This window comes from Staphylococcus casei (assembly GCF_030294405.1).
Lineage (GTDB): Bacteria > Bacillota > Bacilli > Staphylococcales > Staphylococcaceae > Staphylococcus > Staphylococcus succinus.
Genome location: NZ_CP125718.1, coordinates 1,195,779 through 1,220,641, shown reverse-complemented (window position 1 = coordinate 1,220,641; position 24,863 = coordinate 1,195,779). Strand labels below are relative to the sequence as shown.

Annotated in this window: 20 protein-coding genes; 10 read left to right on the top strand and 10 right to left on the bottom strand. The window is 33.9% G+C overall.

Annotation, left to right across the window (positions count from 1 at the left end; translation table 11 throughout):
* Positions 1 to 131: 131 nt before the first annotated feature.
* The 3 genes from QMO72_RS05950 (at position 132) to QMO72_RS05940 (ending at position 2,165) form a co-directional block, all read left to right on the top strand.
* The gene (locus tag QMO72_RS05950; protein ID WP_069823826.1) at positions 132 to 596 is read left to right on the top strand and encodes a GAF domain-containing protein; all 465 of its coding nucleotides are present in this window, start codon (positions 132 to 134) and stop codon (positions 594 to 596) included.
* A 257-nt stretch (positions 597 to 853) separates the two neighbouring features.
* Positions 854 to 1,456: a 30S ribosomal protein S4 gene (gene rpsD / locus QMO72_RS05945; protein WP_046836709.1), complete on the top strand. Its 603-nt coding sequence runs from the start codon at positions 854 to 856 to the stop codon at positions 1,454 to 1,456.
* 178 nt (positions 1,457 to 1,634) lie between these two features.
* A complete protein-coding gene (locus tag QMO72_RS05940) occupies positions 1,635 to 2,165 on the top strand; it encodes a GNAT family N-acetyltransferase (RefSeq protein ID WP_103267714.1) in 531 nt (176 codons plus the stop codon).
* Between the two features lie 72 nt (positions 2,166 to 2,237).
* On the opposite strand, the gene QMO72_RS05935 is transcribed toward QMO72_RS05940, so the two are convergent.
* Complete coding sequence (locus tag QMO72_RS05935; protein WP_103267713.1) at positions 2,238 to 2,999, bottom strand: glycerophosphodiester phosphodiesterase; 762 nt, start codon at positions 2,997 to 2,999, stop codon at positions 2,238 to 2,240.
* Positions 3,000 to 3,079: 80 nt separating this feature from the next.
* On the opposite strand from QMO72_RS05935, the gene QMO72_RS05930 reads away from it, so the two are divergent.
* From QMO72_RS05930 to serA, 3 genes are all read left to right on the top strand, one after another.
* On the top strand, positions 3,080 to 3,520 hold the full coding sequence (locus tag QMO72_RS05930; protein ID WP_103267712.1) for an SACOL1771 family peroxiredoxin: 441 nt from the start codon (positions 3,080 to 3,082) through the stop codon (positions 3,518 to 3,520).
* 167 nt (positions 3,521 to 3,687) lie between these two features.
* Positions 3,688 to 4,848 carry a pyridoxal-phosphate-dependent aminotransferase family protein gene (locus QMO72_RS05925; protein WP_073504212.1) on the top strand — a complete coding sequence of 387 codons (1,161 nt, stop codon included), beginning with the start codon at positions 3,688 to 3,690 and terminating at the stop codon, positions 4,846 to 4,848.
* Positions 4,841 to 6,457, top strand: coding sequence for a phosphoglycerate dehydrogenase (serA, locus tag QMO72_RS05920; protein WP_069823821.1), 1,617 nt, complete (start codon positions 4,841 to 4,843; stop codon positions 6,455 to 6,457). Before QMO72_RS05925 ends, serA begins: the two co-directional genes overlap by 8 nt.
* 175 nt (positions 6,458 to 6,632) lie before the next feature.
* Here serA and QMO72_RS05915 read toward each other — a convergent pair whose 3' ends face one another.
* From QMO72_RS05915 to QMO72_RS05905, 3 genes are all read right to left on the bottom strand, one after another.
* Positions 6,633 to 7,754 (bottom strand): HAD family hydrolase, encoded by a 1,122-nt coding sequence (locus QMO72_RS05915; RefSeq protein WP_103267711.1) that lies wholly within the window; start codon positions 7,752 to 7,754, stop codon positions 6,633 to 6,635.
* A gap of 220 nt (positions 7,755 to 7,974) precedes the next feature.
* The gene (gene nagE, locus QMO72_RS05910; protein ID WP_103267710.1) at positions 7,975 to 9,468 is read right to left on the bottom strand and encodes an N-acetylglucosamine-specific PTS transporter subunit IIBC; all 1,494 of its coding nucleotides are present in this window, start codon (positions 9,466 to 9,468) and stop codon (positions 7,975 to 7,977) included.
* Positions 9,469 to 9,645: 177 nt separating this feature from the next.
* Positions 9,646 to 10,266 carry a lysophospholipid acyltransferase family protein gene (locus tag QMO72_RS05905; RefSeq protein WP_069823818.1) on the bottom strand — a complete coding sequence of 207 codons (621 nt, stop codon included), beginning with the start codon at positions 10,264 to 10,266 and terminating at the stop codon, positions 9,646 to 9,648.
* Between the two features lie 166 nt (positions 10,267 to 10,432).
* Between QMO72_RS05905 and QMO72_RS05900 the strand changes: the two genes are divergently transcribed.
* Complete coding sequence (locus QMO72_RS05900) at positions 10,433 to 11,734, top strand: S1C family serine protease (RefSeq protein ID WP_103267709.1); 1,302 nt, start codon at positions 10,433 to 10,435, stop codon at positions 11,732 to 11,734.
* A gap of 265 nt (positions 11,735 to 11,999) precedes the next feature.
* Here the strand turns inward: QMO72_RS05900 and tyrS are convergent, their stop codons facing one another.
* On the bottom strand, positions 12,000 to 13,262 hold the full coding sequence (gene tyrS / locus QMO72_RS05895; protein WP_103267708.1) for a tyrosine--tRNA ligase: 1,263 nt from the start codon (positions 13,260 to 13,262) through the stop codon (positions 12,000 to 12,002).
* 407 nt (positions 13,263 to 13,669) lie between these two features.
* Between tyrS and QMO72_RS05890 the strand changes: the two genes are divergently transcribed.
* Positions 13,670 to 14,581 carry a biosynthetic peptidoglycan transglycosylase gene (locus tag QMO72_RS05890; RefSeq protein ID WP_103267707.1) on the top strand — a complete coding sequence of 304 codons (912 nt, stop codon included), beginning with the start codon at positions 13,670 to 13,672 and terminating at the stop codon, positions 14,579 to 14,581.
* Between the two features lie 52 nt (positions 14,582 to 14,633).
* Here the strand turns inward: QMO72_RS05890 and QMO72_RS05885 are convergent, their stop codons facing one another.
* Entirely contained in the window at positions 14,634 to 16,301 is a 1,668-nt protein-coding gene (locus QMO72_RS05885; protein WP_103267706.1) for a formate--tetrahydrofolate ligase, read from the bottom strand.
* A gap of 284 nt (positions 16,302 to 16,585) precedes the next feature.
* On the bottom strand, positions 16,586 to 18,295 hold the full coding sequence (gene acsA, locus QMO72_RS05880; RefSeq protein WP_103267705.1) for an acetate--CoA ligase: 1,710 nt from the start codon (positions 18,293 to 18,295) through the stop codon (positions 16,586 to 16,588).
* A 181-nt stretch (positions 18,296 to 18,476) separates the two neighbouring features.
* On the opposite strand from acsA, the gene QMO72_RS05875 reads away from it, so the two are divergent.
* A complete protein-coding gene (locus QMO72_RS05875) occupies positions 18,477 to 19,109 on the top strand; it encodes an N-acetyltransferase (RefSeq protein WP_103267704.1) in 633 nt (210 codons plus the stop codon).
* A 13-nt stretch (positions 19,110 to 19,122) separates the two neighbouring features.
* On the top strand, positions 19,123 to 20,283 hold the full coding sequence (locus QMO72_RS05870) for an acetoin utilization protein AcuC (RefSeq protein WP_103267703.1): 1,161 nt from the start codon (positions 19,123 to 19,125) through the stop codon (positions 20,281 to 20,283).
* 399 nt (positions 20,284 to 20,682) lie between these two features.
* Here QMO72_RS05870 and ccpA read toward each other — a convergent pair whose 3' ends face one another.
* The 3 genes from ccpA to QMO72_RS05855 all read right to left on the bottom strand — a co-directional run bounded on the left by ccpA (position 20,683) and on the right by QMO72_RS05855 (position 24,804).
* A complete protein-coding gene (ccpA, locus tag QMO72_RS05865; RefSeq protein WP_103267702.1) occupies positions 20,683 to 21,672 on the bottom strand; it encodes a catabolite control protein A in 990 nt (329 codons plus the stop codon).
* A 323-nt stretch (positions 21,673 to 21,995) separates the two neighbouring features.
* Positions 21,996 to 23,087: a bifunctional 3-deoxy-7-phosphoheptulonate synthase/chorismate mutase gene (locus QMO72_RS05860; RefSeq protein ID WP_046836725.1), complete on the bottom strand. Its 1,092-nt coding sequence runs from the start codon at positions 23,085 to 23,087 to the stop codon at positions 21,996 to 21,998.
* 340 nt (positions 23,088 to 23,427) lie between these two features.
* Positions 23,428 to 24,804 (bottom strand): hypothetical protein, encoded by a 1,377-nt coding sequence (locus tag QMO72_RS05855; protein ID WP_103267701.1) that lies wholly within the window; start codon positions 24,802 to 24,804, stop codon positions 23,428 to 23,430.
* Between the last annotated feature and the right edge of the window lie 59 nt (positions 24,805 to 24,863).

The window sequence follows — 24,863 nt, the reverse complement described above, 5'->3', positions numbered from 1 at the left end:
TCGTAACAAATCTATCTATATATATTATATGTATAGCATCATTACTTTAAAAAGCCCTTACAAATCATTTGATTGATTACTATTAAAACAGTCTTTATACTAAATGAAAAGTAAAAAGTGAGGTTTTATGAATGTCAGAGCTAAAAGAAACAAATTATAATTTATTACAAAAGCAAGTTGCTAGTTTAATTGAAGACGAATCAAATCTGATTGCCATTCTTAGCAACGTCTCCGCATTATTAAATGATTCGTTAGATCAAATTAACTGGGTAGGCTTTTATTTAAAGGAAAATGATGAATTGATACTTGGACCTTTCCAAGGACATCCCGCATGTGTTCATATCGCTATAGGTAAAGGTGTCTGTGGTACTGCTGTTGCAGAAAATAAAACACAACTTGTGGAAGATGTGCACGCATTCCCCGGGCATATCGCATGTGATGCCAATAGTAAATCAGAAATTGTAGTCCCTCTTCATAAAAACGACGATATTATTGGTGTGCTCGATATCGATGCACCTATCACTGGTCGCTTTTCAGACAACGATCAACGTGCCTTAGAAGACATCGTTAAAATTATCGAACAGCAAATAAAATAACAGAGCCACAAAGGTACTTTTACAACAATTATGATATATACTGTTGACACTTTGCAATATCATGTTACAATGGTCTTTGTATGAATAAACGAAATTAGCAGTTGTATATTAATTGGCTCTATGTTGTTCCCAACGCGGACGTGCCGTGTAACCGTTGCTAAAAGGCGAGGACACATAAAACAATATATCCAAATAAGCATACAACACTCTTTTTTGTTTTTTCATAACAACAAAAGAGAAAAAGGAGGAGTCTTATTATGGCTCGATTCAGAGGTTCGAACTGGAAAAAATCACGTCGTTTAGGTATCTCATTAAGTGGTACTGGTAAAGAATTAGAGAAGCGTCCTTACGCTCCAGGCCAACACGGTCCTAACCAACGTAAAAAATTATCAGAATATGCATTACAATTACGTGAGAAACAAAAATTACGTTATTTATACGGAATGACTGAAAGACAATTCCGTAACACATTTGAAATTGCTGGTAACCAACATGGTGTACATGGTGAAAGCTTCATGCAATTATTAGCTGCTCGTTTAGATGCAGTTGTATATTCATTAGGTTTAGCTCGTACTCGTCGCCAAGCGCGTCAATTAGTTAACCATGGTCACGTTGAAGTTGATGGTAAACGTGTAGACATTCCATCATATACTTTAAAACCTGGTCAAGAAATTACAGTTCGCGAGAAATCTTTAAAATTAGATATCATTGCTGAATCTGTTGAAATCAATAACTTTGTACCTGAGTACTTAGAATTTGATGCTGACAACTTAAAAGGTAAATATATCCGCGTTCCAGAACGTAGTGAATTACCTGCTGAAATTAATGAACAACTTATCGTTGAGTACTATTCAAGATAAGCATTATGTCTTCAAAACAAGCATACCTTTCACAAGGTATGCTTGTTTTTTTGTATTCTCCCTCTTCTATTACAAATCAGTTATTCATAAAATTCGAGTACTCACACTCATTTTATGAATATTTTACTTTTATAATATAATTGCGTATCCTAAATATAAAGGTAAAGGAGTGTTAACTTTGATTATTAGAGCTTTAGAAGAAACAGATTTAGATTTTGTACATCACTTAAACAACGAATATTCTATAATGTCATACTGGTTTGAAGAACCTTATCAGTCACTTAGCGAACTTCAATCTCTTTACAAAAAACATCTGCACGATGAATCTGAACGCCGTTTCATAATAGAGACTGAACAAACACGCATTGGTGTTGTAGAATTAGTGGAGATTAACTTTATACATAGTAATTGCGAAATACAAATCATTATAGATTCACAATTTGGTGGCAAAGGTTATGCTAAAAGTGCATTTAAAATGGCCATTGATTATGCTTTTCTTGTACTTAATCTCAACAAAATATATTTATTTGTAGACGTAAACAATGAAAAAGCCGTACATATTTATAAGGACCAGAATTTTATTATTGAAGGTACTTTGCAGGAACATTTTTATGCATGGGGTGAATTTAACGACTGCTATGTTATGGGTTTACTCAAAAAGCATTGGGTTAACCAACATGATAATGATTTGTCTCAACTTGAACCTTAGTCGCATACGCTAAATAATAATTGAATATAACATTTAAAAGCTTAGAAACACCTAACAAGGCGTTCTAAGCTTTTATTGAGTGCTTAAATTTTTATTTAAAATCGTATGAGGATTATCTGAAATAATACCATCTACACCTAATTTAATCAGTGCCATGGCTTCAGAATAATTGTTTACTGTATAAGGCATAACACTTAATTGATAATTATGTGCTGTAGTAATAAATTTTTGATTAACTAAAGAAAAATGTGGATTTACATAATTTGCATATGTAGCAATTTGCTTAAAATCAGGTAATTTATACCAATATTTCTTTTTACTTATTAATACACCTAGCTGATACCCAACGTTCATATCATAAATTTTCCTAATACTTTTTTGATCAAAAGATTGTAAAATCACCTTATCTTTTGGTATTTTCCAAGCTATTAATTTATTTATAATATCATGTTCTATTCCAGGATATTGTTGTGGTTTTTTTATTTCAATTAATAATTTTTGTGGCTGCCCTTTTATTAACGCAAGTACTTCATCCAATGTCATTAGCGTTTGTCCGGAAAATACATCGCCTTTCCATGAACCATAGTCATATGTTTGCAAAGCAGCCAATGTTGAAGCTTTTATTTTCCCCTTTCCATTAGAAGTACGATCAATTGTATCATCATGTATAATCACAAGATAATCATCCGAAGTTCTGTGAATATCTATTTCCAATATATCAACGTTACTTGAAAGCGCAGCTACAAAAGCAACTAATGTATTTTCTGGATAATTTGTAGCCATACCACGATGTGCTATAAGTGTAATATTGCTATTAACATGATTCATTGCCATGACGTAATACGCCTCTCTTTCTTTATTTCTTACGTTCGTCTAAACTTAAGTTATCACAAATAAATTGGAGGTCAATTGTTATGGTTCAACATGAATTTAAAGTCAATACACATTGGACAGAGGGACGTGAATCGGTAGGAAATCTTAAAGGCGATGTATTAAATGAGCAGATTTCTATTCCTGCTGGTTTAGGTGGTAATGGGACAGGAACAAATCCTGACGAATTACTCGTTTCAGCTGCATCATCTTGTTATATAATTTCACTAGCTGCTGTATTAGAACGCGCTGGATTTACAGATATTGAAATACAACAATCTTCTATTGGTACAGCCATATTTGAACAGACAAAATTCCGAATGGATAGCATCACTCACTATCCTGAAATATATGTTTCAAAAGATCAAAGAGATATGCTATCCAAAAAAATAGAAAAATTATTAAAAGTTGCAGATAACAATTGTATGATTTCAAATTCAATTAAAGGTAACGTTTCTGTAAAAATCGAACCAATTTTAAAATAATTTTAAAAATTTTTTATGTTTATTAAAAAGTGGACACTATAACGATGTATGCCCTTACATTCTTGGATTTATAGTGTTCATTTTCAATAAGTTGTAACTTTTGCACTTTTATATTGTCTGAAAATTTGCTAAACTTATACAATCTTACTCAATGGGGGAATTACAAAATGAAATATTATCATCCTTTGTTATTAACACCAGGACCTACACCAGTACCAGAACAAATTTTACACGCTACACAAGAACCAATGGTCGGCCATCGATCAAGTGATTTTGAAACAATTGCTGAAGAAGCGTTTCGTGCACTTAAACCAATATTCGGCGCACAAAATGATGTAATGATATTAACATCAAGTGGTACAAGCTCTTTAGAAGCTAGCATGTTAAATATAGCTAACCCTGAAGATGATATTGTTATCATCGTATCAGGTGCTTTTGGTAATCGTTTTAAACAAATAGCAGAAACATATTATGATAATGTACATATTTTTGAAGTTGAATGGGGAGAAGCTGTAAATGTCCCTGATTTCATCGATTTCTTAAAATCTCTAAATACAACTGTTACAGCTGTTTATAGTCAATATTGTGAAACATCAACAGCTGTTGTTCATCCAATTAATGAATTAGGTCACGCACTTAAAACATATGACGAATCCATTTATTTTGTTGTTGATGGCGTGAGTTGTATCGGTGCGGTTGACGTTGACTTACAACGCGATCAAATAGACGTCCTTATTTCTGGTAGTCAAAAAGCAATCATGTTACCCCCAGGCTTAGCATTCGTAGCATATAATGATCGTGCTAAAGAACGCTTTAGTCAAGTGACTACACCACGATTCTATTTAGACTTAAACAAATATTTAAAATCATTAGCCGATCATTCAACACCTTTTACCCCAAATGTTTCATTATTTAGAGGTGTCAATGCTTATGCTAAGTTAGTTGAAGAAGAAGGCTTTGAACAAGTCATTGCACGCCACTATGCAATACGTGATGGTTTAAGACAAGCTCTTAAGGCTTTAGACTTAGACTTACTTGTTAAAGATGAGTTTGCCTCACCTACTGTTACAGCTTTAATTCCTAAATCTAAAGATGAATTAAACTTCATCAAGAAAGAACTTAAAGATCGTTTCTCTATCACAATTGCTGGCGGTCAAGGTCACCTTAAAGGAGAAATATTACGTATTGGTCATATGGGACAAATTTCACCATTTGATATTTTACAAGTAGTTTCTGCTTTAGAAATTTTATTATCAGAATTTAGAAATGAATCTTATATTGGTAAAGCAATTACACAATACATGGAGGTCGTAAAAGCATATGTATAAAATTTTAGTCTCTGATCCAATTTCACCTGAAGGTTTAAAAAGTTTGTTTGACCATAAGGACTTCGAAATTGAAACAAATACAGAATTAAATGAGCGTGAATTAATTGAAAAAATTGTGGATTTCGAAGGTTTAATCGTTAGAAGTCAAACACAAGTTACTGCTGATATTATCGCAGCTGCACCTAACTTAAAAGTTATCGCTAGAGCCGGCGTAGGTGTCGATAATATTGATGTAGATGCTGCTACAAAACATGGTGTCATCGTTATTAATGCGCCAGATGGAAATACTATTTCTGCGACTGAACATTCTATGGCAATGATTTTATCAATGGCACGTAACATTCCTCAAGCTCACCTATCATTAAAAGATGGTAGATGGGATCGTAAAACATTTAGAGGGACTGAACTTTATAATAAAACGCTTGGCGTTATCGGTGCAGGTAGAATTGGTTTAGGCGTTGCGAAACGTGCACAAAGTTTCGGTATGCATATTTTAGCTTTTGACCCTTATTTATCTGAAGATAAAGCAAAAGAATTAAACGTAACGCGTGCAACAGTAGAAGAAATTGCTGAACAAGCTGACTTTGTAACTGTTCATACCCCACTAACACCTAAAACAAAAGGCATTGTTGGAGAAGCATTTTTCGAAAAAGCTAAGCCTACATTACAAATTATTAACGTAGCACGTGGCGGTATTATTGATGAAGAAGCATTACTAAAAGCATTAGACAATAATCAAATTCAAACAGCTGCTATTGATGTGTTTGAAACAGAACCAGCAACTGAATCACCACTTGTTAAACATGACAAAGTGATTGTTACCCCACACTTGGGTGCTTCTACAGTCGAAGCACAAGAAAAAGTAGCAGTTTCTGTCGCTAATGAAATTATTGATATATTCGAAAATGGTAATGTCTTAAACGCAATTAATGCTCCGAAAATGACTTATAGCGAAATTAACGATGAGTTAAAACCATATATCGAATTAACAAAATTAACAGGTGAAGTTGGTATTCAATTACTTGAAAAAGCACCACGTGAACTTCAAATTAAATATGAAGGTGATATTGCACTTGATGACACAAGTTTATTAACTAGAACACTCGTTTCTGGTGTGTTACGCCAAGATCTTGGTGAACGTGTAAACCTTATCAATGCATTAGTCCTTCTTAATGAACAAGGTGTTTCTTATAACATTGAAAAGAATACAAAACACCGCGGCTTTAGTAACTATATTGAGTTAACTTTAATCAATAAAGATACTAAGATTACTATCGGTGCCACTGTACTTAATGGCTATGGTCCAAGAATTGTACGTATCAATGACTATCCTGTAGACTTTAAACCTGAACAATATCAACTTGTTGTTAACCATACAGACAAACCAGGCATTGTTGGACATACAGGACAAATCTTAGGCGAATATAATATTAATATCGCTTCTATGCATTTAGGACGTACAAATCAAGGTGGTAATGCTCTAATGGTACTATCTATTGACCACCCTGTTAATGAAGATGTAATTAAAAGCTTATACAGCATCGAAGGTTTCAATTTAGTTCGAAATGTAGAATTAGATATAGTAAATGAACCAAGCTACAATATTTAATAACACAATTGCACCCAAAGAACCTGCTATTTTATATATACAGCGTAAAAAAGCTGGAAGATTTTCTTAATTGAAAACCTTCCAGCTTTTTATATTTAATACCACCCTGTTAAATGCATATAAAAACACATGCAAGCCGTCTACTAAGTAAACGTCCTACATGCGTATGAATGCTTTATAAAAGAATTGTTCTTATCTCGCCGACGTGATCTACGATGTATTCCGCGCCATAACTTTCTAATTCTTCACGTGCATCGGTTCCTTTCAATCCTGTTAATGGCCCAATAAACGTTGCTCCAATTTTTTTAGCACTTAATAAATCTGCTAATGAATCGCCTACAACAAAAACATCATTTTTTTCCACACGATTTTCTTGATTGGTTGCATACTTTTCATAATTTTCCAGATTATTACCTTCTAAAGTAGCTAAATAACTAAAAGGATTCGGTTTCCCTAATGGTTTTAAGTTTGGATAACGATCTTCAGCAATAAGTACTTCGCTTGCAGTAACAATATGTTGGTCATCAAAAAGGTCTTTAATACCGATTGTATCAAATGGTACTAAGGTTTCAGTTCTTGGTCTACCAGTTGCAATGGCAATATGATAACCAGCCGCCTTTAAGTCTTCTAGTAATTGTTTAATTTCTTCTACGGGTCTTAAAACTACTTCTTCATATATGTAACCTTTTTTAAATTCAGAACGGTTTGGTTTATCCTCTACTTTATTAAATAGTTTATAACCAAGATACCATTCTTGATAAATTTCTTGAGCAAATGTCCAAAAAGAACTCTTTAACTCAAAGATTGCTGTTTGATCTGTATTTAGGCTTTCACCTGCAAATTCTACTAATGTTTGGTAGATGTTATCCTTGCCTGAACTTACGCCATCCAAAAATGATAGCGGTGCAGAAAAATTAAGTTCTACATCTGTTACATTTTCACCAACAAATTGTAATGTCTCTTGGTTAAAGTTCTCAGATTGTAATACTTTTACTAATTTATCTTTCGGTAATGCTTTGCATAGTTCTATAAAATGAATAGCGAGAACTACAAATAGCATATCCCAATTTGAATTTAAACCAAGTGATTTTAACTTAGTTAGTATTTCATCATGATAAAATACAATATCTCTTATTTCAGTTATTTGTTGGTCACTTAAACCATCAAATTGTATGGAAGCATCTAATCCGATGTACGATTTACTCATTAATATTTCATAAACAGTTAATGCAGAAACATCGAAACACCTTTCTTCACTTAAAAATACACCATCTACATCAAATAATACCGACTTCATCCTACCTACTCTCCTTTAATCAGAAAATTCTGATACTAGTATATCGTACTATTTACATGTGAAAAGCGCAAATGTATTTTATTCTTTTTTCAAAATAATATAAATAATAACTATACATAAAACAATTAAAAATATGCCTTTCAACAATTGCACGCTTATCCGTGCTTTTCTCGAAAGACATATCTTATGCTAATCATTCAATTTGCTTGTAATGCGCTTTTTATTTCACAGATTCCATTTGATTCTCTATTTCATCTGCTACTTGTTGTACTTGCGTACCAATGATAACTTGAGTATTATGCTTACCGCTGTGCGTCACCCCTACAGCTCCAGCACTTTTTATCTTAGTTTCATCCACAATACTGTTATCGTGTAACTCCATACGTAAACGTGTCGCACAATTTGTAAGCGACATAATATTATCTTTACCGCCCAATCCCTCTAAAATTTGGGTAGCTGATTTTGAATATTTATTTGTAGTTTGTGTTAATCCATCTTCTGAACTAGCTGTTTCTCCTGTAGAAGCTTCTTCTGAAGTCGGATCTGGTAATAAATTATCGCCACGTCCTGGTGTATTTAATTTTAGAAACTTAATTGCCATTCTAAATACTACATAATAAATTACAAAGAATACAAGCCCTTGTACTAACAGCATATATGGATAGTTGGCAACTGGGTTAATCAGTGAAAGTACAAAGTCAATGAGCCCTGCACTAAAGGCAAACCCTGCTGTCCAGTGGAATAATGCTGCGATAAATAATGATAACCCTGTTAAAAATGCATGTATGACGAAAAGTATAGGTGCAACAAACATGAATGCAAATTCAATTGGCTCAGTTACACCAACGAAAAAGGCTGAGATTGCACCTGCTAACATTAAGCCGTATACGCGTTTTTTCTGTTTTGTTTCAGCAGTATGATACATTGCTAAAGCTGCGGCAGGCACACCAAACATCATTACTGGGAAAAAGCCAGCCATATAACGGCCTGTTTCACCTTTGACTGCACCATCACCTGTTTGGAATTTAGCAATATCATTAATACCTGCTAAATCAAACCAAAATACTGCATTTAAAGCGTGATGTAATCCTGTTGGTATTAATAATCTATTAAAGAAACCATATAGAAAAGCACCAAACGGTCCTAAGTCTATAATCCATGTACCAAACGTTACAATGGCTGCATAGATAAGCGGCCACACAAATAGCATAATCACAGCTAGAATAATACTAAAGAACGCCGTTAATATTGGTACTAAACGTTTACCACTAAAAAATGATAATGCTGCTGGTAACTCTGTTTGACTAAACTTGTTATAAGTATAAGCAGCAATTAAACCTACAAATAATCCTATTAACACATTAGAATTATTCATTTGTTCGAAAGCAGCATCAACATGTGACTGCTTTACACCTAATAGTGGTGCTAATTTCTCTGGACTTAACACGACTGTCGTTAAAAAGAAACCTACTGTTGCAGCTAATGCAACTGCTCCGTCATTTTTCTTGGCCATTCCAAGTGCAACCCCAATTGCAAATAAAATACCCAATTGATCAAGTATTGTTGTCCCTGCTGTCGTGAAGAAAGTAGCGACTGTCGGTAAAATACCAATCGCCGTTAAAGCATTCCCTATTCCAGCAATAATAGCAGCTGCTGGTAGTACTGCAACAGGTAGCATGAGTGACCTACCTAACCTTTGCAAGAAACTAAACATATTCATTCCCCATTTCCTAGCTCGTATTCACACAAACAAACACCACATGCACAAGTTGTCCACGTGGTGTTTGTAAACGCTATACTAGCTGTCATTGTACAGTTATATAATAACATAACTTATTCAACAATCGTATTCTAATTTAGAAGTCACCGATTTTGAATTTAGTCTGCGTTGTTACTTAATATTTACGTATGCATTCAATTCTTGTTGCAATTGCTTAGTTCTATTTTCCAATTCTTTGGTTAAATATTCTAATTTTTCATTTCGTTTCATATCTTTTGGTAAATGTTTTGTCTCAATGGGTTCACCAAATTTTATAATAGCTTTACCAGTAATAAGTCCTTTAATTTCATTTGGCCCTACATATGCAGCTGGTAATATCGGCGCTTGGGCCATCATAGCAATGGTTACTGCTCCTCTTTTTAAAGGTGCACCCTCATCATATTTTTTACGTTGACCTGTAGGGAAAATACCTACCGTTTTATTTTCTTTCAATAATTTAATTGGTCTTTTTAAAGTACTTGGACCCGGGTTATCTCTGTCTACAGGAAAAGCATTTAATGACGTTAAAAATCTACCAAACCATTTATTATTAAATAATTCTTTTTTAGCCATATAATGGATTTGGTTAGGATATATAGCCGTTCCGAGCATGATTACTTCATTATAACTCTCATGCGTACAAGTAACTACATATCTATGTAACTGCGGTATGTTTTCTTTACCCTGTACTTCTAAAGAATTACTTAGTTTGACTATAATGAGCTTCAACAAGCCACTAATCAGTTTATACATTTCTCCACCTACTTCATTTTCCTTTTAATACCCTATTGATTTTATCATTTAGTTAACTTATGGACAAGAAAATTAATATTTCAGTCTAAAGTCGTATGGTGATATACTAGAAAAAGTATTCAAATCCTATCATAATAGGATTTAGAGAATGAATTGGAGGTTTACTATGTCTAATAATGATAATCACTCAAACGGAAATCAACATTATGAACAAGCACAACAGCCCTTTCAAGGTGAGCAGCGTTCGACAAACAAACCCAAATTTCCATGGTTTAAAACAATGGTCGTCGCATTAATTGCTGGAATTATTGGGGCCCTCATCGTGTTAGGGGTTGGGAAATTCATGGAGCATACCGTATTAGATGATGATGGTTCTTCTGTAAAAGAAACATCTAATAGTACGAATGCTGGTAACACACTTGACGGGAAAAGTGAAAAATATGATTCTGTTAACCAAATGATTAACGATGTATCACCTGCTATCGTAGGCGTAATAAACATGCAAAAAGCGCAAAATTTAGATGCTTTATTAAAAGGTAAATCATCTCAATCACAAGAAGCAGGCGTAGGTTCAGGAGTAATTTATCAAAAAACTAATGGTTCTGCATACATTGTAACGAATAACCATGTTATTGATGGTGCAAGTGAAATTAAAGTACAATTACATAATTCTAAACAGGTTGAGGCCAAACTCATTGGTAAAGATGCATTGACTGACATGGCAGTTTTAAAAATAGATGATACAAAAGGTACAAAAGCAATTGAATTTGCGAATTCCTCTAAAGTTAAAACAGGCGATAGTGTTTTTGCAATGGGTAATCCACTCGGTTTAGAATTTGCGAATTCAGTCACTTCTGGTATCATATCTGCAAGTGAACGTACGATTGATACACAGACTACAGCTGGCGCAAATAAAGTAAATGTATTACAAACGGATGCTGCTATTAATCCAGGTAACTCTGGTGGCGCATTGGTTGATATTAATGGGAATCTTGTAGGGATTAATTCTATGAAAATTGCTAATGAACAAGTTGAAGGGATTGGCTTTGCAATACCTAGTAACGAAGTAAAAGTTACGATAAAAGAACTTGTAAAGCATGGTAAAGTTGAACGTCCTTCAATTGGAATTGGTTTACTCAATTTAAGTGAAATTCCAGATGAATATAAAGCGCAACTTGATACCAAACGTAAAGAAGGTGTTTATATTGCCAAAGTTGACGAGAATAATGGGCTCAAAGAAGGCGACATTATTACCGCTATCGATGACAATAAAGTAAAAGAAGATACAGATTTACGTACGTACCTATATCAACAGAAAAAACCAGGCGACACAGTCAAACTCACTTTAGAAAGAAAAGGTAAAGTACAGACTGTTAAAGTCGATCTTAAAGAACAAAAATCTGCTTCAACACAATCAAGCAGCGAAGATAGTGAAGATAGTTCTGAAAGTACAAACCCTTTTAATTAACGATTCTAAATCAATAAACCATGGGTAAAATAGCTTAATGTAATGCAGATAAACCAAACACTGAAAAGTGTTTGGTTTATTTTTTATTTATTAAATTAAAATTCAGAATAATAACGGTTGTTTTTAGATGATTTGAGCAGACGCTTTCACAAAAATATCTGTTTAAGACCACGTCCCTAAACATGTGCAACAAAAAACTGTCAACAAAATCCTCGACTTTGTTGACAGTTTGAAAGAATTAATGCATTAACTGCAAATCATCATTTTATTTATAGTTAATCATAAAGTATTTCTTTTTGCCTCGACGAATAATTGTAAATTCATTTTCAATTTTATCGTCTGCCGACAACTCAAAGTTTACATCTTGTTGTCTTACACCATTCACGTAAATCGCTCCATTATTCACATCTTCACGCGCTTGACGTTTAGATGGTGAAATACCAGTTTCAACAATAGCTTCTACAATATTGGTAGTATCATTACTTAATTCAACTTGAGGTACGTCTTTAAAGCCTTCTTTCAATTCTTTAGCAGAAAGTGCTTGTAAATCACCAGCAAACAACGCTTTTGAAATACGCATCGCATCATCTAAAGCATCTTGACCATGAATAAAACGTGTCACATTTTCAGCTAAAGCTTTTTGTGCTTCACGTAAATGTGGCGCTTCATTTAATGATTGTTCTAAAGTTTCAATTTCTGCTTTGCTTAAGAAAGTAAAGTATTTCAAGAATTTGATAACATCTTCATCAGTAGTATTAATCCAAAATTGGTAGAATTCATATGGGCTTGTTTTGTCAGCATCTAACCAAACAGCGCCACCTTCAGTCTTACCAAATTTCTTACCATCTGATTTTACAACAAGCGGAATCGTAAGGCCGTACGCTTCTGTTTGACCATACATTCTACGCATTAATTCTATACCGCTTGTAATGTTACCCCATTGGTCAGAACCACCTACTTGAATTTTACAGTTATATGTTCTATTTAAATGCCCAAAGTCTATAGCTTGTAAAATGGTATAAGTAAATTCAGTGTATGAGATACCATGTTCTAAACGTGTCTGAATAGAATCTTTACCCAACATGTAATTTACACCTACGTGTTTACCATAATCCCTTAAAAAGTCTATCAACGATATTTGACTAAGCCAATCTCTATTGTTTACAAGTTTAGCACCTTTATCAGTATCAAATTCGAAAATTTTATGCATTTGCTCATTGATACCTTTCACATTTAATTCAACTTGTTCTTCAGTTTGTAATGTACGTTCTTCAGATTTACCAGAAGGATCACCAATCATACCTGTACCGCCACCAACTAACACAAGTGGTCTATGACCATTCTCTTGGAAACGTCGTAATGTTAAAAATGGTAATAAATGACCTATGTGTAAACTATCAGCTGTTGGATCCGCACCGCAATACAATGTAACCTGTTCTTTATTTAATAATTCTTCAATTCCTGATTCATCTGTCTGTTGATAAATCAAGCCTCTCCATTGTAAGTCTTCTAATAATGCGTTTGTCATTTTATCAACCTCCTATTTTACTTAAGATATCTCTTTGTGTAAGAATTAGTAACCTTTAACAACATTCATAACGTTTACGATGGAACGAATACCAAAAAACATAAAAAACGCCCTTACAAATTAATGTAAGGGCGCATGCGCACGGTACCACCATACTTAAGTCAAACAACTTTATTAATGATACGTTCATTAACTTAAACGTTTGGATTGTTAGATAGTCAAAGGTGTATTCGTATAGAAGAAAATGTTAGTTCACAGCTACCACTAACTCTCTGAAGATTTTCTATATATACTACTTTTCCTTTATCCAAAAACGATATCGAATTGATATTAATTATAAGTAACTCTATTTTAAAAGTCAACATCATAAATTATGTTATAATATTGCATACACAAGGAGGCTGCATATGGCGCACCAAACATATGATAAAAGTGTTCAAGAGAGCAACGAGATACGACCATTTCAGAGATATGAAGTGATTTATAAAAAAATAAAACATATATTCTTAGGCTTGTTTACAATTGTTACATGTACCTTTCTCATACTTATGGCGATCTCAGTATTTTATTTTCAACATTTAACTGATACAACGATTCATATGTCAGATAATGATTTGAGATTGAAATTGTTACATATTGTTGGCGACGAAGATATTGACAATACTAAAAATAATATATTAACAGAGTATAATCACTCAGCCAATACGCTTATTGTCGGACCTAACCAAGTTAGTCCACATGTCATCAAAGCACTTACCGCTTCTGAAGACAGCTTATTTTTTTACCATAATGGCATCTTACCGAAAGCCATAGTGCGTGCCGTTGGGCAAGATATCTTTAATACTGAAGCCCCCACCGGTGGTAGTACCATTACACAGCAACTCGTAAAAAATCAACTGCTGACTAATGAAAGAACTTATGACCGAAAAGCAAATGAACTTGTACTTTCTATGCGTGCCGAACACGTGTTAACCAAAGATGAAATTATTTATACGTATTTAAACATCGTTCCCTTTGGACGAGATCACCATGGGTCTGATATAACAGGTATTGCTTCAGCTTCATATAGTTTGTTTGGAAAATCAGCAACAAACTTGAATATTGCTGAATCTGCTTACCTTATCGGTTTACTTCAAAGTCCATACTACTATACACCTTATACAGAGGATGGTTCATTGAAACCTGATCAAGAGATAAAGATTAGTTTAAATCGTCAACATTATGTACTTAAACGCATGTTAGTCGAAGAGAAAATCACGCATGCCGATTTTAAACATGCTGAAAAATATAATGTGCAACAACATTTAATAACAAGATAAAAGGACGCATGTATTCATTACCATGCGTCCTTTTATCATAATGGTTTCAACTTTAAAATAAACCTACTGCATGTCCATCATCTGTAACATCCATATTTAATGCTGCTGGTTTCTTTGGTAGACCTGGCATCGTCATAATTGCACCTGTTAATGCAACTATAAATCCAGCACCTGTTTTAGCCTCTAATTCACGAATCGTAATTTCAAATCCTTCTGGCGCCCCTAATTGTGTAGCATCATCAGAAAATGAATATTGTGTTTTAGCCATACAAATAGGATAATTGTCCCAACCATTATCTTTAAACTGTTGTAATTGTTTTTGTGCCTTACTACTAAAGGTAACTTTAGCGCCAACATATATTTCTCGTACAATTGTTTCTATTTTCGTTTCAAGTGGTTGATTAAGTTCATATAAATGTTTGAAATTTTGAGGTTCAACAATTGCTTCTAAAACTTCATTAGCTAAATCAATACCGCCATTGCCACCTTTTTCCCAAACCTCAGTTAAGGCTAAACGTATACCATTGTCTTTGGCCCATGCTTGTACAAATTTCGTTTCTTCATCTGTATCATGGATAAATGCATTTAAAGCAACAACCGGCTCCAATCCATATTTCCTAACATTTTTAACATGACGCTCTAAATTAACAATTCCTTTTTCAAGTGCTAACACATTTTCTTCTTTAAGATTATCTTTCTCTACACCACCATGCATTTTAATAGCACGAATTGTTGCCACTACCACGACGGCTGAAGGTGCAAAGCCGGCCTCTCGCGCTTTAATATTAATGAATTTTTCAGCACCTAAATCTGAACCAAAACCTGCTTCTGTTACCACGATGTCTGCCAAATCTCTAGCAGTTTCAGTCGCTATAATAGAATTACAGCCATGTGCAATATTCGCAAATGGGCCACCATGTACAAGTGCAGGCGTGCCTTCAATTGTTTGCACAAGATTAGGTTTAATCGCATCTTTAAGAATCATAGCCAATGCACCTTCAACTTTTAAATCGGCAACTGTAACTGGCTGACGTTCACGTGTATAACCAATAGTAATATGGCTTATTTTCTCCTTTAAATCTTTGATATCATTTGCTAAACATAAAATAGCCATTATTTCAGAAGCAACTGTAATATTGAAACCATCTTCTCGTGGTACACCTTGCGTAGGGCCGCCTAAACCAACAATCACATTACGTAAAGCACGATCATTCATATCTAATACACGTTTCCACTCTATTCGGCGTTGATCAATACCTAATTCATTTCCTTGGTGTATATGATTATCTATAAATGCTGAAAGTGCATTATTTGCAGTCGTAATTGCATGAAAATCACCGTTAAAGTGCAGGTTGATATCTTCCATTGGTAATACTTGTGCATATCCTCCACCTGTTGCCCCACCTTTTATGCCAAATGTTGGTCCTAAAGCAGGTTCCCGTAATGCTACCATAACGTTTTTCTTAAGTTGATTAAATGCATCAGCTAACCCTACAGTAACAGTTGATTTTCCTTCACCAGCCGGCGTTGGGCTCATAGCTGTCACCAGTACTACGTTTCCCTTGCCATTATGCTGTTGAACTTGATTAATATCAATCTTAGCTTTATAGTGCCCATATGGTTCTAATGCATTTGACGGAATACCTGCCTTTTCAGCAATTTCTCCAATTGGTTTTAGTGTTGATTGATTCGCAATATCTAGATCAGATAAATGTGCCAAATTCACTCGCCCCTTCTTAATTTAAATATCCTTCGTATTTGTAACTAAAATGATAAGTCCTTATATCATTATACTAACCAAATTCAGATATATTGTCGATAATTAAAGATAGCGCTTCCATATAAATGATATATAAAATTGTAAACATTATACTATTTAGTATTTTTACTTAACATTTTACACAAAAACCTCTTTTGTACTATATACAAAAGAGGTTTTCTTAAAATAATTAAATACGACTATAGTTTATCTATCATTCGCCTTTAATATCGCTATATTATATTTTAGTCTTCCATCGTACTTAAATCTCCTGCCGGTAAGTCGAGTTCCCAAGCTTTAAGTACGCGGCGCATAATCTTACCTGAACGTGTTTTGGGTAATTTATCTTTAAAATCTATTTCTCTAGGTGCAGCATGTGCGGCTAAGCCTTCTTTAACAAATTTACGAATTTCTTCTTTTAACACATCACTTGGTTCATATCCTGGACGTAAAGCAACAAATGCTTTAATAATTTCACCTCTGATCGGGTCAGGTTTACCAATCACTCCTGCTTCTGCTACTGACTCATGTTCTACCAGTTTAGATTCTACTTCAAATGGCCCTACACGTTCTCCTGCTGTCATAATTACATCATCTACACGACCTTGGAACCAATAATAACCTTCCTCATCTTTATATGCAGAGTCTCCTGAAACATACCAATCTCCAATAAAATATGAATCATATTTTTCAGGGTTCTTCCAAATAGACACCATCATAGATGGCCATCCTTTTTTAATAGCAAGATTCCCCATTCTATTTGCTGGTAGTTCGTTCCCTTGATCATCTACAATTGCTGCTTCAACACCAGGTAAAGGTTTGCCCATAGATCCTAATTTCACATCCATCGTTGGATAATTCACAATCATATGACCACCCGTTTCCGTCATCCACCAGGTATCTAGCACCCGTTTGCCATACACATCTTTAGACCATTTTATAACTTCAGGATTCAATGGCTCTCCTACTGATAAAATCGTTTTAAGTGATGATAAATCATACTTTCCAACAATATCATCTCCTGCACTCATTAGCATTCTTAATGCAGTTGGTGCAGTATACCAAATAGTAACTTTGAACTCTTCAATCATGCCATACCATCCTTCAGGTGAAAATCTTCCACCTGCAATACAATTTGTTACACCATTTAACCATGGGCTAAAAATGCCATATGATGTACCTGTAACCCATCCAGGGTCAGCCGTACACCAATATACATCATCATCGTTAAAGTCTAATACAAACTTACCAGAAATATAATGTAATAACATGGCTTTTTGTGCGTGTAAAACACCTTTAGGTTGGCCAGTTGAACCAGAAGTATAATGTAATATCAGTCCGTCATCTAAAGTTAACCATTCCGTTTCAAAATCATCACTTGCTTTTGCAAATTCCTTATTAAAATCAATATATTCATTTTCAACATTGTCGTCCACGACAACGATAGTTTCTAAATTGGGTAATTGATCTTTAGGTATACGTGGTAATAAATCATTAGTCGTTATTATGACCTTTGCATCGCTATTTTCTAATCGATCTGCAACTGCCTTTTCCATAAATGCTTCAAATAAAGGACCTACAATCGCGCCAATTTTCAATATACCAAATAGAGCAAAATATAGCTCAGGCGTTCTTGGCATAAAGATAAAAACACGGTCTCCTTTTTCAACATTTGCTTGTTCTTTTAAAACATTGGCAGCTTTGTTTGAATTAGATTTCATTTCACTGAAAGTATAGCTTTCTTTACGTTTTTCATCTTTATAATGTAAAGCAATCTTATCACTTTTACCTTCTTCAACATGACGATCAATACATTCATGCGCCATATTCACTTTTCCAGTGTCATACCATGAAAACACCTTTTCAACTTCCTTCCAATCAAAGTTGCCATATGTTTTGTCATAGTCTTGAAGGTTAAAATTTCCGTTTTCCCCTTGATATACTTCTACTTTCATTTTAAATCCCCCTCTTAATGAAATCGTTTACTTAAAATTTATTATAACGAACATTTTCGGAATTTTCAAAATAATACCGTGTAAACAAATACATTTAATGTTATTTTAGCTTTAATTCACTTATAATATAGTTAATTAATATTGTTCGCTGTATTCATATGCGGTAGTTTGGAGTGAAAAAATGGAACATATAAAAACGTATCAATCTCAAACTTATCACTTGGATGAAGGTACCTTTGTTATAGAAGGGCCTATTTCACGCACGAAACTTGACTCAATGACTTTTGACGAGGGCCTAAATGCTTTTCGCCCTCCCATCGATCAGTTTGAAGCAGTAAAAGAAATTAGTGAATTAGACGAAGGAAGAATATTTGTGTTACACCATGAACAGCATATCGTCGGCTATGTCACCTACCATTATCCCGATCCATTAGAACGTTGGTCTACAGGAAATTTAGCATATCTGATTGAATTAGGTGCAATAGAAATTAGTTTACCTTACCGTCGTTTAAAATTAGGCAGTGAGCTCATTAAAATAAGTTTAAGTGCTGATGAATATGAAGATTATATCGTCTTAACCACTGAATATTATTGGCATTGGGACTTGAAAAATTCAAAGCTTGACGTCTATGAATATAAGAAATTAATGCAGAAATTGATGGGATATGGGGGGCTAGAAATTTTTGCAACTGACGATCCAGAAATTACAAGTCATCCAGCCAATTGTTTGATGGCACGAATTGGATCGCGTATTTCAATTGAACAATTACAAGCATTTGACAACATTCGATACATGAATCGCTTTTTCTTTTAAAGGGGAGTCTTATATGAATCATACGCAACAGAAAACGGGCTATGTATATTCAAATGAACTATTACAATATCGATTTAGTAATAGTCATCCTTTTAATCAAATGAGATTAAAATTAACAACTGAGTTACTCACTGATTTGGGTTACTTAAAACCAAACCATATCATTCAACCTAGGATTGCTAATGACAAAGAATTAGCTTTAATACATTCTTATGATTACATTCAAGCTATTCGACATGCATCACATGGCATTTTAAACGATAGTGAAGCCAAAAAATATGGTTTAGATGGCGATGACACATTACAATTTCGCATGATGCATAAGCACAGCGCACGAATTGTTGGTGGTGCATTAAATTTAGCTGACTGTATCATGGACGGTACAGTTACGAATGGTTGTCATTTAGGTGGCGGCTTACACCATAGCTTGCCTGGCCGTGCAAATGGGTTTTGTATTTACAATGATGTAGCCATTACTATTGCTTATCTTATCAAAAATTACAATCAACGTGTATTATGTATAGATACTGATGCGCATCATGGCGATGGTACACAGTGGAGTTTCTATACAAATGATCAATCTTTAATTTATTCTATACACGAAACTGGCAAATTCCTGTTCCCTGGTTCTGGTCATTATACCGAACGTGGTGCTGAAAAAGGATTTGGTTATACAGTGAATGTTCCCTTAGAGCCATATACAGAAGATGTTTCATTTCTAGAAGTGTTTAAAGAAACTGTTGAGCCGGTCGTTGCTTCATTTAAACCTGATATTATCGTTAGTGTGCATGGTGTAGATATTCATTATTTAGATCCCCTCACTCATATGAGTTGTACATTAGATGCGCTATATCAAATTCCATATATCATTAAGTCATTAGCTGATACATACACAGATAGTAAAGTACTTATGTTTGGTGGTGGTGGATACAATATTTGGAAAGTCGTGCCTCGCGCATGGAGTCATGTCTTTTTAGCGCTAATCAATGCGCCGCAACCATCAGGTGATTTACCAAAGAGATGGCTACATAAATGGCAACAATATGCACCTTACAAGCTCCCTATCTCGTGGAGCGATGATATGCAAGATTTCCAACATATACCTCGAACAGAAGAAATATCAGCAACAAATCTGAAACATGCACACCAAGTATGTAGTTGGTTTAAATCATAGCTACGCCAAAAGGGCTATGACCAATGGTCATCCTTCCTTCGAATCATAATTTTTATAAAAAAGAAACCTTATGACAATATCATAAGGTTCAAAGATAGACAAACCAATTGCTATAATTTAGTGTTTGGTTTGTTTTTTTGATTATATCTAAATTCCGACTCCTATCTATAATCTTTTAAAGTCTTTTAAAATGCTTATTCCATTTTATTCTTTGTAGTCGCGGTTAAGACTACTCCTTGAGGAACAGCACTACCCAAAAACATAGCATACGATAACACCTACGAAAACAAACGAAAAAAGTCAACACCATAGGAAGCTTTATCCATATATTGAAAGCAACCTTATTATTAACATAAGGTTGCTTTTTTATTAATTATTAGCCTATTTTTCAACTGACCACTATTTAGTTGTACCTCTATATTCAATTCTATGTGGTAGTATTACATTCGGCTCTTCAATTTCTTCTTCATTCATATATTTTGTTAACAATCTCATGCCTACCGCCCCAATGTCATAAAGTGGCTGAATCACACTAGATAATTGTGGTCTTACCATTTCAACTAATCTCGTATTATTAAAGCTTACAATTTGTAATGAATCAGGAATGCTTACCCCAACATCTTGCGCGGAGTGGACTAATCCAATAGCCTGTTCATCACTGATTGAAAGAATTGCATCTGGTTTTGATGCTTTTAATGTTTCAAAGGCACGCACACCATCTTTATACGTTTCATTACCATTAAATATATTTTCATCATTTAATGTAAGTTGATGTTGTGATAATACTTCTTTAAGACCAGCTAACACATCTTCTTGTGCTTTTTTAGAATAATCTCCACCTACAAAGGCAAATTCTTTAGCGCCACTTTCAATTAAGTGATTTGTAATTTCTTTAGCAGCTGATTTGAAATCGATATTAACTGAGGCTATATCCGCATCCTTACCGTTAGTTCCAGAAACTACTACAGGCACTGAAGATTTACTGATTAGGTCTTTAATCTCTTCAGAAATTGTACCACCTAAGAAAATAATGCCATCTACTTGTTTACTTAATAAATTATTAAAAATTTCTTTTTCTTTAACTGGATCGTTATCAGAATTAGAAATAATTGAATGGTATTTATACATTGTAGCTATATCTTCTAATCCTCGAGCAAGTTGAGAATAGTAAACATTAGAAATGTCTGGAATAACAACTCCAACTGTTGTAGTACGTTTACTCGCTAATCCTCGTGCCACTGCATTTGGACGATAATTTAATTTTTGAATCACTTCATTCACTTTATCACGTGTTTCAGGTTTAACATTTTGGTTACCATTAACTACTCGTGAGACCGTTGCCATAGAAACGCGGGCTTCTCTTGCAACATCATATATTGTAACAGTCATAATTTCCTCCTTGTAAGCGGTTTATTTATTATTATACTCTGTTTTCATAACTTTTCAAATTTTACCATATTTTTTGAATTTGTAAAACAATTTGTTTACAATGTCATAATTATGTCATTAAATATAATTGAATCTAGTTATTATTTATAATATTATTTTTTCATATATAACGCAAAATTTATTATCGAACTTATCTTTGTTAATATACATAGATAGTTTAATAGACGATTGCACTGTGCATTTTTACATATAAAAATGCCCCGATGCATATACTATATCCTAGTACGCGCATCAGGGCATTTATGTTTATCTTAGCTTTAATACTATTTTAATTGTTTATTATTGTACATATCCGCAAGTGGTTTAATTTCGTTGTAGAATTTTTCAAATTCATTGAAGTCCATTTGTTGACCACTATCACTTAATGCTACTGATGGATCAGGGTGAACCTCTGCCATAATACCATCAGCGCCAACTGCTAATCCAGCTTTAGCTGTTGGTAACATAATATCTTTACGACCAGTACTATGTGTAACATCAACCATAACTGGTAAATGCGTACCTTGTTTTAAGATAGGAACAGCAGAGATATCTAATGTGTTTCTTGTAGCATTTTCGTATGTACGAATACCACGTTCACATAAAATAATGTTGTTATTACCTTGAGATGCAATGTATTCAGCTGCATAAATAAATTCTTCAATTGTTGCTGATAAACCACGTTTTAATAATACTGGTTTATTTGAACGTCCTGCTTCTTTTAATAATTCAAAGTTTTGCATGTTACGTGCGCCAATTTGGAATACATCTAAATAATCGTCAGCCACTTCAAAATCAGCTGGATTTACAATTTCACTTACTACATTTAAACCGTATTTATCTTTAGTATTTTTAAGGATTTTCAATCCTTCTACACCTAAGCCTTGGAAATCATATGGTGATGTACGCGGTTTGAATGCGCCACCTCTAATAAATTTTTCACCTCTAGCTTGTAAATTAGCTGCTACAGCATCAACTTGCTCTTGAGATTCAACTGAACATGGACCAAATACAAATGATTTGTTACCATCTCCAATAATGCCACCATTATCAAATTGAACAATTGTATCTTCTGGTTTTAATTTTCTAGAAACATATAAGTGTTTTTCATTTTCAGATTTTTGTAAATCTGTAGAGGCTTTAAAAATTTCTTTAAATAATTGTTTGATTGTATTGTCATTGAAAGGTCCTTCATTTTTATCTAATAATACGTTGATCATTTCTTTTTCTCGTTGAGGGTCATATACAAGCGTACCTTTTTTACGTTTTTCCTCACCGATTTTTTGTGCTAACTTTCCTCTTCTAGATAAAAGTTTTAAAATCTCATCATTAATTTCTACAATTTCGTCTCTGTATTCTTGTAATTTGTCTGTCATTTATAGTCACCTCTATGAAAAATTTAAATTCGATATTTTATTCTGCTTTAAAGCGATAAAACATTTGTTAAACGTAATTCTAACAAGAACTCTATATAAGTTCAAGTCACGATTTTAAAAAAACACTTTTTTAAGTGAATAATTTCAATGATAACTGAATTTTCTGTAACTTACCACCTATATTTTACACTATTCTGACATTTCACTCTATATATTAAGCCCTTGTCACGTGCGGTTTTAAATAAAAAAGAACCGAACAAAACTATTGAACGGTTCTTTTTAATATTGAAACTATTAAGTCGTTATCATAAATATGCTAAATTATTAATTTCAGCCATTACTAGTCATTAAATGTTCTTTTATCGATTTTACTCTTGGCTTTTTCAACTTTTTTAGATTGCGCTCTATTTTTAGTATAAGTTTGTGCACTTTTACCTTGTTTAGGTTTACTGTCTTGAGTTGATTGCTTTTTCAAGCCATTTCCAGCCTGGTCATGCGCAATAATTCCATCATTAAACGTTACACTCTCATGAGTTTGTTTTACGCGCTGTTCAGCCGGTTCTGGTTTAGATTTAAACGTTTGGTTTTTTGATTTATCTGCAGAATTATCTACTTTATTTGTAGATTCCACAGCATGATCAACTTTACGCGTCACTAAGTGAGGAACTACTTTATTATTATTGGATTGTACTGCTTCAGGCTTCAATAAGTTGGCTGTATTATCAGCAACATTTTGATTTTCATTTATTGCTTTATTTTTATTTTTTGCAGCTAAAGCTAATCCAGTAGCTGTAACACTACTTGCTATAGCCGTTTTCTTTGATGATTGTTTTGATGTTGTTCCTTCACTTTCTTTTGAATCTTTAGTAACTAAATGAGGTGCTTGTTCTTTTGAGTTATTACTTGATTCTTCTTGTTGAAGGTTTTTTGTATTTTTAGCAACTTCTTCATTTTCGTTGAGTGCTTGCTTTTTATCACTTGCTGCTTTTGCGATACCAGTCGCTGCAATCGTACCACCTGTAGCTGCTGCAATCTTAGTACCTTTACCTGTAGAATCATTATCTTTATCTGTTACTTCCTCTTTAATCGCTGTTTGTTGTGCCTCGACCTCATCTTTGGTTGGTTGTGCTTCTGCATCAATATGTGTAGGATCTGTATTACTTGTAACAGCTGTAGTTGCCGCCTCATTATCCGCTACTTCTTCTTTAATCGCTGCTTGTTGCGCGTCAACTTCATCTTTGGTTGGTTGTGCTTCTGCATCAATATGTGTAGGATCTGTATCTTTAGATTCTACATTATCTACACCTTGTTGCTCTTGTGCTGCTTGCGCATTTGGTGACATATCCGCTAAATTATTATCTGAAGTTTCTTGTTGAATAGCATTTTTTTGAGCAGTCAATGCTGATGTAGAAACTTCATTATCTTGAGCACTTGCTACTGTTGACTTAATATGGCTAACTTGACGATCAGCATTAGCTTTTTCAATTTCTGATTGTTCAATAATGTGCGACTTGAATTGTGAAGCTTCGTCTGATTTTGGAGCAGCTTTATCATTTGCTTTTGTTTTACTTAATGATACTAACCCTATAGCTGAACCTATTACTGCCCCTACAATAAATCCATAGACAAACTCATTTCTTGCCCCTTTTGTAAAATACTCAGGAACTTCATAACTTTCTAGATTTCTTTCATAATCATCACGGTTGTAATATTTCATAATTGAAGGCCTCCTATAACAAATGCACTTAAATAAGTTTCAAAACCTCATTTAAGTGC